This is a genomic window from Gordonia sputi NBRC 100414 (assembly GCF_000248055.1).
GTDB classification, from domain to species: domain Bacteria; phylum Actinomycetota; class Actinomycetes; order Mycobacteriales; family Mycobacteriaceae; genus Gordonia; species Gordonia sputi.
The window spans coordinates 41895-54411 of sequence record NZ_BAFC01000096.1; the positions used below are offsets into that span (position 1 = coordinate 41895).

Below are 12517 nucleotides of genomic sequence, written 5' to 3' on the forward strand. Positions count from 1 at the left end.
CCCCAGACGTGATTTTCACGTTACCCAATGTTGTTCAGCGTGAAGGCGTTTTGCACGGCACCACACGCGAAACCGTGACAGCGCGACGAGATCGAGCTCAGATCGTGACAGTCCGGCGTTCAGGCGGTTGCCGTGCCGCGGCACGTCGAGAACTGCGGGTTGACCATCGGTACGAACGCGATGGCCCCGATCTTCTGTCGAATGACGAACGACACCGGTCCGGAACCCGGATGAATGTCGATCTGCCAGGAGATGTTTCGCGCCCGGCTCGGCGCGCTGACCACACCCGTGCGACCCGTCGCCAGGTTGCGCCACGAGACCGTGACGTCCATCGAGTACTCGACGAGCCCCGGCTTGCCGCGATCGGTGCCGATCAGCTCGATCGCCGGAGGTGGCAGACCGTCCGACGGGAAACGGATGCCGTTGAAGACATCGACGTGGATGCGCAATGGCCCCAAGGGCCACGGATTGGCGCTGTCGCACCTCAGCGAGGTCACGAAGTTGGGGTTGCTGTATTCCGGAATCGCCTGCGCGCCGCCGACGCCGACGGTCGTCAGTCCCGTAATCGCGAGGATTGCCGCACCCACGATCACCGCCATCCGGCGCACCATCAGCCTGCCTGCACCGACTACCCCTTCGCGCATGGCGTCATTGTAGGAGTCCCTAGGATGGAGCCATGGCAAAACTGCAGATTGCCCAAGACCCGGCCGCAGACGAACTGCTGTCGACCGACGCGTTCGCACTGCTCACCGGCATGTTGCTCGATCAACAGTTTCCGATGGAGCGCGCCTTCGCCGGGCCGGCGAAGATCCGCGACAGGTTCGGTTCGCTCGATCCCGAAGCGATCGCCGACGCCGATCCCGAGGCCTTCGCCGACCTGTGCGCCACACCGCCTGCCATCCATCGCTACGGCCGCTCCATGGCAGGCCGTGTGCAGTCGCTCGCCCGGGTTATCGTCGACGAGTACGACGGCGACACCGCGCGCCTGTGGACGACAGCCACCACCGGCAAGGAACTGTTCGACCGCATACGCGCACTGCCCGGCTTCGGCGATCAGAAGGCGAAGATCTTCACGGCGCTCCTCGCAAAGCAACTCGACGTCGCTCCGCGCGGCTGGACCACGGTCGTCGGCGACTACGGCAAGAAGGGTTTTCGGTCGGTTGCGGACGTAACCGACCCCGACTCACTGCAGAAGGTTCGGGACTTCAAAAAGGCCGCCAAGGCAGCAGCCAAAGCGGGCGATCAGGCGTCGTCGAAAGGCTAGGGTGTCGTGGTGGTCGAAGAACGTGACACCGATGTCGACATCGTGCCTGTGGACCTGCGCTCGGCCGTCGACCTGCCGTTCCGCCTAGGGTTCGCGATAGCAGGTGTGGCACTGACCGCCGCGGAATCGGCGGTCACCATCGCGCGAGTGACCGCGACGAGTGTGCAGCACGAGATCGGGCAGGCCATCGGGGTCTCGGGCGCCGAACTCGGCGGTGCACGCGCCCCGCTCGCGCTGCTGGCTCAGCTGAGCGATCTGATGTCACCCGACCGCCCGCTGGGCAGGCTTATCGCGCCGGGAGGTCCACTCGAGCGACTGGTCACTCCCGGTGGCGTCATCGATCGCCTCACCGCCAAGGACGGCCTCCTCGAGAAGTTGACGGCCCCGGGCGGGATCTTCGACCAGATCACCGACGAGAACGGCATTCTCGTCCGGCTGACCGCCAAGGACGGACCGCTCGACCGACTCACCCGCGAGGGCGGCGTCGTCGACCAGTTCACCGAGAACGAGGGCATCCTCGAGCGTCTGACGTCCGAGGGTGGGATCGTCGACCAGCTCACCGCTCCCGGTGGAGTGTTGGAGAAGGCGACAGAACCCGGTGGTGTCCTCGACAGGCTCGCGGCCGACGGTGGTCTTCTCGATCAACTCGTCGGCGAGAACGGCGCGGTCGAGCGCGCCATCACGCCCGGCGGCACGCTCGATCGCATCACCGAACTGACAGAGGTCATCGCGACGCTCGCCCCGAATCTCATCGCGATGCAGGACACGGTCCACGAGCTCGCCGAGACCGTCGATCTTCTCAACCAGACTGTGGCACCGCTCGGCGGACTCGCCGACCGGCTGCCGAAGCGGCTCACACGTGGCCCACGGAATTCTCTTCCGAGCGGCCACGATCCATCGCGGGCGCCACACGACCAGCTTTGACGCTGCGGGGTCGGAGGGTCCCGAGCCGGTCGATCGCTTCGGACAACAACGTCACGTAGTCGTCGACGTCGGGAGCGATTTCCGGCGACGTCGTCACCGAGATGGTGACTCGATCGGCGATTCCGTGCACGCCGTGCGTCAGCCCTTGCACGGGAGACAGCGCGGGGAAGCCTGTTGTCGCGAGGACCGGTCTGCCATCGAGCGCGAGGTCGCCCGCACCCCGATTCACCGACGACACAACGGTGACCCCGGTGATGTTCTCGGGAACCAACGTCGGATCGAAGTGTCCGATGCCCCACCGGGTCAACGCCGCGGGAGTCGCGGCGGTTGCCGCACGCGATGCGACGCGCGCCGGATCGTCGTCGGCGCGACGGGCGGTGTCGATCTCGGCGGCGATCAGACGAGCCCGCTGCGCGAGATCCGGCTCGTCGACGTGGAGGTCGACGCCGACGTTACGAAAGTTGTTGCGCACCGCCTTCTTTGGTGACCGTGCGACGGTGAGCTCGACGACGAGACTGCCCTCGGGATCGGCGAGGAACGTCGGCAGTGCCAGCGAAATGGCCACCAGCGCACCGACTGTGACACCGAGGTCACCGATACGCAGAGCCTCGCGCTCCACGGTGATCGTGCGCAGGGTTCGACCCGCTCCCGGTGCGCGATTCAGGCGTGAGAGCGGCACACCGCCGCTCTGCTGTGGCGGAGAAGCCCGATACCGTTGCCAGGCAACGAATCCGCGAGCGATCATCGAAGCGACCTGCGCGGGCAGACGCATCGCCCCGATCACCGCACCTGCGACCCGCAACGCCGAATCCGGAAGTGCGCGTGCCGGATACGCCGAGGAGGCGGGTTTCTCGGCAACGGGTCCGAAGAGGTCGCGGGCGATGGCCGCGGTGCGCCGACCGTCCCCGAGCGCATGCGAGAACTGCAGGGCCACGACGACGCCGCGACCATCGCCACCTCTCGGTCCGGCGGCGTCCGGAACCTCGTCACCGAGAGCTCCCGTGCCCGGAACCGACGACACGTGAGCGAAAAGATGTACCCGCCAAGCCATCTCGGTCGGATCGAGCTGCTCGGCCATCCGATCGGCCAGAATCGCGAGACATTCCTGCCAGGTGAGCGCGGCGTCGTCGACGACGAACTGCCGCGGCAGAATATCGGCGTGCACCCAGTAGGGCCGATCGAGCGTGAACGGTATGTCGAGGACGCGCAGCCTCAGGTCCGCGATGTTCGCCGCCCTCGTCGCGATCCACGCTGCGAGCTCAGCGGCGTCGACCGGCCGGTCGTCGGCGAAGATGTAGACCACGAACTGGTCGTTGGGGATGATCGGCGCCATCCAGTACGGCACCACATCCGTGGCCGACAACCGCTGCATCGGGCGAGATCCCGTCAGCCCTTGGGGGTTTCGAAGTGAACGAGACCCTGGACGTGGACGTCAGAACCGTCCACCGCAGCCCGGATCAGTTCAATTTCTGGTCCGAGCACAGCGGCGACGTCGTCGTAGGAGTACGTCGGCGGCGCCGTCACGGTGACCCTGATGAGTTTGCGACCTCTGTCGTCGAGGGCCTTGGCCGAGACATCGTCGAACATCGTGTGTCCGGCGAGGTCGGCGGCGACCGCGTTCGCGATCAGTTTGGGCGCGACGATCAGTTCGCCGTCGTCGTTGCTGCCCGCGAGCTCGAGGTCGTCGACCTTGCTCGGGCGAATGGCCGTTGAGATCAGCGACCATCCCCAGATCAGACCGATGATGACGATTCCGAACAGCAGCACCGTCCACCAGTCCGTGCCGTCGAGGCGGGCGGGCCAGCCCGAATCGAGGTGATCGGCCCAGTCACGAACCTTGGGCACGTTGAGTTTCCACAGAACAGCACCCACTCCGACGACGAGGCAGATCAGACCGATCAGTCCTGCCGTGATCCGGTGAAATGACGCGGGTCCGCGGTTCATCGCGATGCCCCCTTCTTGTGTCGAGTGACCACCTTGAGCTTCACGCGCATCTTCTTCTCCAACGACGACGCAACGCTTTCGAGCGTGTCGCGAAGCGCCGACTCGTCGACCGCGGAATCGGTGGTGACGAGGACCTTGGCACGCCGTCGTCCGACGACCGTTGTCGCGTGTTCGACGCCCGGCACCGACAGCGCCGCTGTGCTGAATCGGCGTGCGACGTCGCCGCGTCGAGTCCACAGGACCTCGAAATCGCCGAGACTGACGTGAGTGCGTCGACGCGGAGCGAGAGCCGTCCACACCAGGAGCAGGCCCACGATGATGAACCCGACTACCGCAGCCCACATCCAGTCCTGCCACGTTGCCCCGTTGATCCAGTCGGCAGCGGCCTGAAGCCACCGCGTGCCGGACACCCAGCCCGCCTCGACGAGCAGGTCGTGGATGGCGACCGCGACCAGCGCGAGCAATGCGATCCCGATGATCACCCCGGAGACAACGGATTTCGGTCCCGCTGCCGGGGTGAAGACCTTGCCCTTGTGCGTGTCAGCGGTACGCGCCTCGACGACGGCGCGCTCGTTCTTGTGCTCTGGCTTGTCCTCTGCGTTCTTGTCACCTGTGGCGTTCTTGTCACCTGGGGCGGCGTCCGTAGTGGTCGTGCTCATGACTCCTCCTCGTCGCTGTCGGTGTCTCGGTGACTGTCGGTGTCCCGGTGACTGCGGGTGTCGCGGTCACGATCAGGGTCCTGGTCCCGACCCTCCGGCGAATCGCCCGACTGCCCGGCGAGTTCCGATGGCGTCGTCGGGTTCGGGATCTCGACGTACCCTGCCTGGCGCCGCTTTGCCTGCGTCGTCGTCACGATCTCTGCGACCGTCACATCCACGCGTCCGGGGCGCACTCCGGTCAGGCGGGTGACCTCTGCCGCGACGTGATCGCGAACCTCGGCACACACCGCGGCAACCGCGCACGGCCACCGCAGCGCAACCGTGAGTGTGATGGTCGGCGCGGTCTGTGACATGTCGGTCGACGCGGACGGATACCCACCCGAGAGTGGATTGAGCGCGTTCAGTACCGATTCGCCCTTGCCGTCGGATTCGATCACCCCGTCTACCCCGAGTGCGGCTCGTTCTGCGATCTTCTCGCCGACGCGGTCGTCGAGGACCAGACTTCCGCGTGCCCCGGGATCGGACGCGTCGGCAGCCTCTGGCGACAAGGCCGGCGCTGCTGTACCGACCGCCGACGCGCCTAGATCGCCACGGGTGACGGTGACCGCATCAGCCACGGTTCCGGCTCTTCAGCAATCGACCGAGATCGAGCACACCGTCGCGGTGTAGCCCGATGACCAGTCCCACCGCTCCGAGCACGATGGCCAGGATGAAGCCGGTGAAGCCACCGGTCGTTGCCGCGAGTGCGAGGAGCAATCCGACAATCAGACCGATCACCGCGTTGTTACTCATCGTTGTTCACCTCTGTTGATCGAGTTGGATGTGCCTGCGTCGATGTATCGGCGACGGGGATGTCACCGATGGGGATGTCACCGATTGGGATGTCACCGACGGGAATGTCGCCAACGGGGATCTCTCCGGCTGGGGTATCCCCGCCTGATGTGGTCCCGGCTGACGTGGTCTCGCCTGATGTGGTCTGGGGTTCGTCGTGAGACTCGGTGGGTCCGACCGAGATGTCCTCGACGACCACCGAGACGGGTACGCCTGCTACCTGCGACGCGACCGTGACGACCTCGTCGGCGACCGCTCGCAGGTCGTGGTTGATGTCGACGACGATGTGTACCTCGCCCGAGTCGTCGGACATGCGCACACCGCTGACCCGGCTACCGGGCAGATACGTCGCGACTTCACCGAAGACTCCGGCGTGCAGCCCCGTGACCCCGGGCACCGCCTCCGCCGCCGCTGCGACCTTCTGCGCCACCGACCCCGCTCCGACATCGGAGCGGGTGGCGGCGTCCTGATCGCCTGCGCCGCCGGACAGCGACGACCCCGACAGCGACGACGACTCAGACATCACTGCACCCGCGGCGCGCTCGACGAGTCGTCGTCATCGTCGCCGAAGTGGATGTCGTGCACGGTGACATTCACCTCCGTCACCTCGAGTCCGGTCATCTGCTCGATCGAGGTGATCACGTTGCGTCGGATTGCCGCAGCGAGTTGGTGAATGGCGACGCCGTAGTCGGCGACGATCGAGACGTCGACAGCGGCCTGCCGCTCCCCGACCTCGACGTTGATGCCCTGAGTGGTGCTGGTGCCCGTACCCGGGATCACCTCGCGGACCTTGCCGACCATGCGTTCGGTCGTGCCGCCGACGTCGTAGACGCCGTTGATCTCGCGGGTTGCGATGCCCGCGATCTTGGCGACCACCTGGTCGGCGATCGACGTCTTACCGCGTTCTCCGGCGGGCGCCACCTTCTTGGAGGCGTCGGTCAGCGCGACGGCGCTGCTCTTGGCGCTCTCGGTGCTGCCTGTGCTCGACTGATTGGTTGCGGTTCCTGTGGCTGCGCTCTCGGCCATGACGCTCCTCTTTCCTCGTTCTCATCCGATGTAGATGGTCAGACGACGGCATCCCGACAACCTCGACCGCACGTGCCAACTTCTCGGCACGCCGTCCGGCGGTCGCCGGAATGGGGAGCGATGACGGCGGGGATCTATGACCCGCTTCCCCATCGCTCCCGTATAAGGTCAGTCGTAGTGAATCCGATATCTGCACGCGTGAATTCGCGTGACCCCGGACACAGTGACGAGTCACCGTCAGCGGCAGGCCGACACGCGGGCACGCCGGGTCCGACGCTGCGTTCGGCTCCCGGTCCGTCGACACAGGCGCCCGCGCTGAGCGACTTCTCCGAGGATGAACTCGCTGCCGCCGCGGCAGCGGGCGACGCCGAGGCGTTCTCGGTCCTCGTCGGAAAGCTCTCCCCCTCCCTGCTGCGCTACCTACGCCGCATGGTCGACGATCCGCAGACCGCGGAGGATCTGGCCCAGGACACACTCCTCGACGCATGGCGCGGACTACCCGATTTCGCATTCCGCAGTTCGTTCAAGACGTGGATGTTCGGGATTGCACACCGCAGAACCGTCGACCACTGGCGTCGACGTCGCGACATCCCGACCGCGGAAGAACGCTTCGCCGACCTCACCGACCCCCATCCCCTTCCTGCCGACGACGTGCTGCACACGTCTCTCGTCGAAGCGCTGCGTCGAGAACTGACGACCCTTCCGGAGACATCGCGCGCCGTATGGTGGCTGCGAGAAGCCGAGGGACTCTCGCTCACCGAGATCTCTCGGGTCTTGCAGATCTCCGTCGGCTCGGTCCGCGGGCATCTGCAACGAAGTCGGCGCTACCTCGCGACCCGCCTTGCCCCGTGGCGTCCCGACGCAACCAATGACGGCGCAACCAATGACGACGCAACCAACGCTGAGAAACCCGGCCGAGGGCCCGACAACACAGGGCGAACACGTACAGGGCCGGCGAGTACAGGGCAATCAGGTACAGGGCCATCAACTACCGGGTCACGTTCGCTGAGAGGAGGACGACGATGACGCGAGCAGGCAGGACAACGCGCGGCGCAGGTTCTCCCGACACGGACTTCGACGACCGCTACGAGAGACTCGACGACGACTCCGACGAGACCGACGCGTGGCTCGTGGACGCGAGTCGCCGACTCGAGGAACCCGACCGTTACATCGCCCGGCTGATCACGTCGATCACGGGAAAGCTCGGACGAGTCCGACGCAGCGGCCGCATTCTCGACACCGACGACGGCACCGTGCGCGTCAACGACCGCGTCGTCAAACAACTACTCGCCACACGCATCCGGCACACCCTCGGCCGACTCGTCGTGCTGGTGGAACTCGACAGCCCCGACGGCAGCGAGATCCCCGACACCGGCGAGAACCTGCAGTCGCAGGGCAGCCCGGAGAACGCTGTCAGTCGGGTGCGTATCGGGCTGATCGCCCGCTACCACGACGATCTCGTCGTCGATTCCGATCGCGTGCGCGAGGTCGCCGACGCCGTGCTGGCGTCGACGCTCGGACCATCGACCTCTGCGACCGCACGCCGACACATCGACATCCGCTGGCAGGATCTGTACACCCTAAATTGGATCGACTGAGCCCGAGTCCATACGCGTGTTTCGCTCTCGCGATTGGCACGAGCGTCTATATGCTTTGCCCGACGGGTTTCTTCGTCATAACCGTCATAACGGGCGCGGCAACAGAGGCAGTACGGCTGCGCCATCGGGATTGCTGCGTCACGAGGGATATCTGCGGGGGCCGACGCCGACAGAAAGGTCGACATGGCGGACGAAGACACGAGTGACGACAAGGTGATCGACGACCCGGGTTCGCCGACCTGGGCACTTCCCCGGGGAACGGTGGTGCTGCTGACCATCGCGGGCATCGTTGTCGCGGTCTTGGGAATCAAATCGATCGGATCGATCGTCGGGCCCGTGTTCCTCGGCCTGATCATGACCGTCGCTGTTGCCCCGTTGCCCGGCTGGTTGCGACGCAAGGGCTGGCCCAAGTGGGCCGCATTCCTCGCGACGGTCCTACTGGTCTACGGGATCATCCTCGGGCTGTTCGGTTCGGTCATCTACTGCATCGCCCGGCTCGCGACGATCCTCCCCCAGTACAGCGACAAGTTCAACGACCTCATCGACGACATCCAAAAAGCACTGTCCGACCACGGCATCGGACAGGACAAGGTCAACGACATGCTCTCGCACGTCGACGCGGGCAAGGTATTCGATGTCGTCGGCGACGTCGTGTCGAGCACGGCGAGCGCGGCGTCGGCTCTCATCTTGGTGCTCACCGTTCTGCTGTTCATGGCCGTCGACTCGATCAACGCCGACGAACGTTTCGACGTTCTGAAGAAGGTTCGCCCCGACGTGGCGCACGCGTTTCAGACGTTTGCCTCGGGCACGCGTAACTATCTCGTCGTCTCGACGGTGTTCGGCCTGATCGTGGCCGTCTTCGATACCGGCGCCCTGTGGCTGATGGGCATTCCGCTCCCGCTGCTGTGGGGCCTGCTCTCGTTCATCACCAACTACATCCCGAACATCGGCTTCGTGCTCGGAGTCATCCCGCCCGCGATCCTGGCACTCCTCGACGGAGGCTGGACGCTCGCGTTGTGGGTCATCATCGTCTATTCGGTGATCAACTTCGTGATCCAGTCGGTGATCCAGCCCAAGTTCGTCGGCGACTCCGTCGGTCTCACCACGACGGTCACGTTCCTGTCGCTGATCTTCTGGGCTTGGGTGATCGGCCCGCTCGGTGCGCTTCTCGCCATCCCACTCACGCTGCTGTGCAAGTCGCTCCTGATCGACATCGATCCGTCGACCCGCTGGGCTGACGTACTGGTCTCGTCGGGTCGACCGACCACGGACGAGGTCGAGGACGCGCGACGTCACAACGATCGGGAGGAGCGGATCCGCAAGGTCGAGAACCAGACTCTACGCGCGGGCGACAGCGACAACAGCGACAGCAGGGATGGCGAGGAGAGAGGTGGCGGTGAAAGCATCGCCTGATGGTCTCGTCAGCGATCTGACCAGACCGGCTCTCGCTTTGCGAGAAAAGCCGTGATCCCCTCCTGTGCGTCACACGTCATCGCGTTGGTGGCCATCGTCGAACTCATCGAGCGGTACGCCTGCGGCTCGGGCTCGTCGATCTGCCGATAGAAGGCACGCTTCCCGATCATCAGGGTCGACGCACTCGACGCCGCAATCCGCAGCGCAAGACCACGGACGGTGTCATCGAGAGCTTCCGGTTCGACGACGTCATTGATCAACCCCCAATCCGCCGCGGTCGCCGCGTCGATCGGGTCTCCGGTCAGCAGCATCTTCATCGCACGCTTACGCCCGATCGCCCTGGTCAGCGCCACCATCGGCGTCGAGCAGAACAATCCGATCCGTACGCCCGGCGTACTGAACGATGCCGCTGTGGACGCCACGGCGAGATCGCACGCGGCGACGAGCTGGCATCCCGCCGCGAAGGCGGCCCCCGCGACCTGCGCGATGACCGGTTGACGGATCTCGTGGATGGTCGCCATCAGCTCGACACACGTCGCGAACACCGCCTCCTCGTCCGCGAGAGTTCTGTCGACGAGTTCGGTGAGGTCGTGTCCCGCAGAAAAGGCGGGTCCTTCTGCCCGAATGACGACCACACGTACGCCGGGGTCCTGATCGAACTCACGCAGCGCCGTTGTGGCTGCCCGCATCGTCGACGTCGAGAGCGGGTTGCGTCGTCGTGGATCGGTCAGCGTGAGGTAACGCAGCGGCCCGTCGTGCGAGACAGTGACCGTGGTGGAATTCATTTCCGACATTTCGTCCTCATTTCTCCGCGCTCAACGTTAACCAACTCGACGATATCTGTGCGCCGGACCACAAAATAGTGGTGATCTGTCTCACAGTATAGGCACTCATTAAACTTGCGAAATAGCACGACGAAACGCCGGAGTGCGCAGGCATTTCTCAGAAAAATGCCAGATTTATCTTGGGTAATCGTCACAGCGCAGGTCAGAAAGTCGATGTGACCTTTCCGTGATCACTCCGTAAGGTCGCCGTTGGTCCAAATACGAGTCACCCGAACACCCCACTCAATTTGTCCTGACCGGGTGACTGATAGGAGGAACAATGACCACGCGGATGAAGAAGACCGCCCTTCGCGCCGGAATCATCGGCGCGATCGCACTTGCTCCCTTCGGCGTCGCGACCGCGACCGCCTCTGCGGATGGACACGACTGGGATGCCGTCGCCAACTGCGAGAGCAGCGGCAACTGGGCAACCAACACCGGCAACGGCTACTACGGCGGCCTGCAGTTCTCGCAGAGCACCTGGGAGGCCAACGGCGGCAGCGGCAGCGCGTCCAGCGCGTCGCGCGAGGAGCAGATCCGCGTCGCGGAGAACGTACTCGCAACTCAGGGACCGGGCGCATGGCCCGTGTGCGGCCAGTACCTCTGATCCTGAGGTCTGCCCACCTGCCGTGACGACCCGATCGGGTCAACGGTTCTTGTCAACGCCCCGCGACTACGCGGACGCCCGTGGTGTACCACGCGCGTTTGCCCGGTCGCGGGGCGTTTGCGCGCCTATAGGGCGCCAGACCCCGTGATCGCGGGCTACGATTCGCGACATGGATGCCGGGCACGGATCGTCGGAGAGCACTCATCACGTGTCCGACGCCGACCGCTCGACGCTGTCGATGTCATTGCTGATGACGCCGGGCATGGCCAACTTCACCGGAAACGTCCACGGCGGCACGCTGCTCAAACTGCTCGACGAGGTCGCCTACGCATGCGCGAGCAGATACTCGCGTCGATACGCGGTCACGTTGTCGGTCGATCGCGTCATCTTTCGTGAACCGATACGCGTGGGCGAGCTGCTCATCCTGTCGGCGTCGATCAATTACACCGGCCGCACGTCGATGGAGGTCGGGATCAGGGTCGAGACCGAGAACATCCATACCGGGATTCGCCGACACACCAACAGTTGCTACTTCACCATGGTCGCCATGGGCGACGACGGACGGCCGCGCGAGGTACCACCGCTCACGCCCGAGACCGACGACCAGAAACGACGCTTCGCCGAGGCTGAACTCCGCCGCGAGGCGCTGCGCTCCGCGCGTGACGGATAGCCGCGACCGCCGTGGCAGCACTCCCATCGGATGTAGGGCGCGCAGCGGTTGACGCTCACTGCCGGTGGCCATAGCGTCGAAGCGAGGTCGGGTCGCACGGAACACCGGCCACCAGCCCCTCGTCAGCCCCCTCTCCTTCAACTCCTGGCCCCTAGCCCCTGACCTCTAGCCCCGGCGGTGAGCGATGCACCACAGCAGAACCGAGAACGACAGGCGATGAGAGTCGCACTGTTCGCAACCTGCTTCAACGACACGATGTGGCCGAACACCCCACGCGCCACCGTGCTGTTGCTCGAACGCCTCGGTGTCCGAGTCGAGTTCCCTGTCGAGCAGACATGCTGTGGGCAGATGTTCACCAACACCGGCTACGCCGACGAGGCCATTGGCGGTGTCCGACAGTTCGTCGACGTCTTCTCCGGATACGACGCGATCGTCGCCCCCTCGGGTTCGTGTATCGGATCGGTCCGCCACCAACATGCGGCCGTTGCCGCCCGAACCGGCGACACCCGGCTCCGCCACGCGGTCGACGAAATGACACCACGATTCTTCGAACTCAGCGAGTTTCTCATCGACGTGCTCGGCGTCACCGATGTCGGTGCCTACTTTCCCCACCGGGTCACCTACCACCCGACGTGTCACTCCCTACGGATGCTGCGTGTCGGCGACAAGCCACTTCGCTTGCTGCGCAGCGTACGTGGCATCGATCTCGTCGACTTGCCTGCCGCCGAACAGTGTTGCGGCTTCGGAGGTACCTTCG

17 protein-coding genes are annotated in these 12517 nt (G+C 65.1%); 8 read left to right on the forward strand and 9 right to left on the reverse strand.

Annotated elements, in window-relative coordinates; translation table 11 throughout:
• Positions 1 to 119 precede the first annotated feature (119 nt).
• The gene (locus GOSPT_RS15735) at positions 120 to 599 is read right to left on the reverse strand and encodes a hypothetical protein (RefSeq protein WP_039856249.1); all 480 of its coding nucleotides are present in this window, start codon (positions 597 to 599) and stop codon (positions 120 to 122) included.
• Between the two features lie 77 nt (positions 600 to 676).
• On the opposite strand from GOSPT_RS15735, the gene GOSPT_RS15740 reads away from it, so the two are divergent.
• Positions 677 to 1264, forward strand: coding sequence for an HhH-GPD-type base excision DNA repair protein (locus GOSPT_RS15740; RefSeq protein WP_005207397.1), 588 nt, complete (start codon positions 677 to 679; stop codon positions 1262 to 1264).
• A gap of 9 nt (positions 1265 to 1273) precedes the next feature.
• Entirely contained in the window at positions 1274 to 2188 is a 915-nt protein-coding gene (locus GOSPT_RS15745) for a hypothetical protein (protein ID WP_039856265.1), read from the forward strand.
• On the opposite strand, the gene GOSPT_RS15750 is transcribed toward GOSPT_RS15745, so the two are convergent.
• Genes GOSPT_RS15750 through GOSPT_RS15780 form a run of 7 tightly spaced genes read right to left on the reverse strand, consistent with a single transcriptional unit; the run spans position 2118 to position 6648 of the window.
• Entirely contained in the window at positions 2118 to 3560 is a 1443-nt protein-coding gene (locus tag GOSPT_RS15750) for a WS/DGAT domain-containing protein (RefSeq protein WP_005207399.1), read from the reverse strand. The two genes, GOSPT_RS15745 and GOSPT_RS15750, sit on opposite strands and share 71 nt — an antisense overlap.
• 14 nt (positions 3561 to 3574) lie before the next feature.
• Positions 3575 to 4132: an Asp23/Gls24 family envelope stress response protein gene (locus GOSPT_RS15755; RefSeq protein WP_005207400.1), complete on the reverse strand. Its 558-nt coding sequence runs from the start codon at positions 4130 to 4132 to the stop codon at positions 3575 to 3577.
• Entirely contained in the window at positions 4129 to 4791 is a 663-nt protein-coding gene (locus tag GOSPT_RS15760; RefSeq protein WP_005207401.1) for a DUF6286 domain-containing protein, read from the reverse strand. Before GOSPT_RS15760 ends, GOSPT_RS15755 begins: the two co-directional genes overlap by 4 nt.
• Complete coding sequence (locus GOSPT_RS15765) at positions 4788 to 5408, reverse strand: Asp23/Gls24 family envelope stress response protein (protein ID WP_005207402.1); 621 nt, start codon at positions 5406 to 5408, stop codon at positions 4788 to 4790. Before GOSPT_RS15765 ends, GOSPT_RS15760 begins: the two co-directional genes overlap by 4 nt.
• Entirely contained in the window at positions 5401 to 5583 is a 183-nt protein-coding gene (locus GOSPT_RS15770) for a DUF2273 domain-containing protein (protein WP_005207403.1), read from the reverse strand. Before GOSPT_RS15770 ends, GOSPT_RS15765 begins: the two co-directional genes overlap by 8 nt.
• A complete protein-coding gene (locus GOSPT_RS24360) occupies positions 5576 to 6145 on the reverse strand; it encodes a hypothetical protein (RefSeq protein ID WP_005207404.1) in 570 nt (189 codons plus the stop codon). Before GOSPT_RS24360 ends, GOSPT_RS15770 begins: the two co-directional genes overlap by 8 nt.
• Positions 6145 to 6648: an Asp23/Gls24 family envelope stress response protein gene (locus GOSPT_RS15780; RefSeq protein ID WP_005207405.1), complete on the reverse strand. Its 504-nt coding sequence runs from the start codon at positions 6646 to 6648 to the stop codon at positions 6145 to 6147. Before GOSPT_RS15780 ends, GOSPT_RS24360 begins: the two co-directional genes overlap by 1 nt.
• A gap of 315 nt (positions 6649 to 6963) precedes the next feature.
• On the opposite strand from GOSPT_RS15780, the gene GOSPT_RS15785 reads away from it, so the two are divergent.
• The 3 genes from GOSPT_RS15785 (at position 6964) to GOSPT_RS15795 (ending at position 9659) form a co-directional block, all read left to right on the forward strand.
• Complete coding sequence (locus tag GOSPT_RS15785; protein ID WP_373278553.1) at positions 6964 to 7674, forward strand: RNA polymerase sigma factor; 711 nt, start codon at positions 6964 to 6966, stop codon at positions 7672 to 7674.
• Positions 7671 to 8246 carry a hypothetical protein gene (locus GOSPT_RS15790; protein WP_005207407.1) on the forward strand — a complete coding sequence of 192 codons (576 nt, stop codon included), beginning with the start codon at positions 7671 to 7673 and terminating at the stop codon, positions 8244 to 8246. The genes GOSPT_RS15785 and GOSPT_RS15790 overlap by 4 nt, the downstream gene beginning before the upstream one ends.
• Before the next feature lie 183 nt (positions 8247 to 8429).
• On the forward strand, positions 8430 to 9659 hold the full coding sequence (locus tag GOSPT_RS15795; RefSeq protein WP_005207408.1) for an AI-2E family transporter: 1230 nt from the start codon (positions 8430 to 8432) through the stop codon (positions 9657 to 9659).
• A gap of 8 nt (positions 9660 to 9667) precedes the next feature.
• Here the strand turns inward: GOSPT_RS15795 and GOSPT_RS15800 are convergent, their stop codons facing one another.
• On the reverse strand, positions 9668 to 10453 hold the full coding sequence (locus tag GOSPT_RS15800; protein WP_005207409.1) for an enoyl-CoA hydratase: 786 nt from the start codon (positions 10451 to 10453) through the stop codon (positions 9668 to 9670).
• 310 nt (positions 10454 to 10763) lie between these two features.
• Here GOSPT_RS15800 and GOSPT_RS15805 point away from each other — a divergent pair, with 310 nt between their 5' ends.
• From GOSPT_RS15805 to GOSPT_RS15815, 3 genes are all read left to right on the forward strand, one after another.
• On the forward strand, positions 10764 to 11090 hold the full coding sequence (locus tag GOSPT_RS15805) for a transglycosylase family protein (RefSeq protein ID WP_005207410.1): 327 nt from the start codon (positions 10764 to 10766) through the stop codon (positions 11088 to 11090).
• Between the two features lie 169 nt (positions 11091 to 11259).
• Complete coding sequence (locus tag GOSPT_RS15810; protein WP_005207411.1) at positions 11260 to 11760, forward strand: acyl-CoA thioesterase; 501 nt, start codon at positions 11260 to 11262, stop codon at positions 11758 to 11760.
• A 216-nt stretch (positions 11761 to 11976) separates the two neighbouring features.
• The coding region (locus tag GOSPT_RS15815; protein ID WP_005207412.1) for a (Fe-S)-binding protein at positions 11977 to 12517 on the forward strand (541 nt) is incomplete at its 3' end.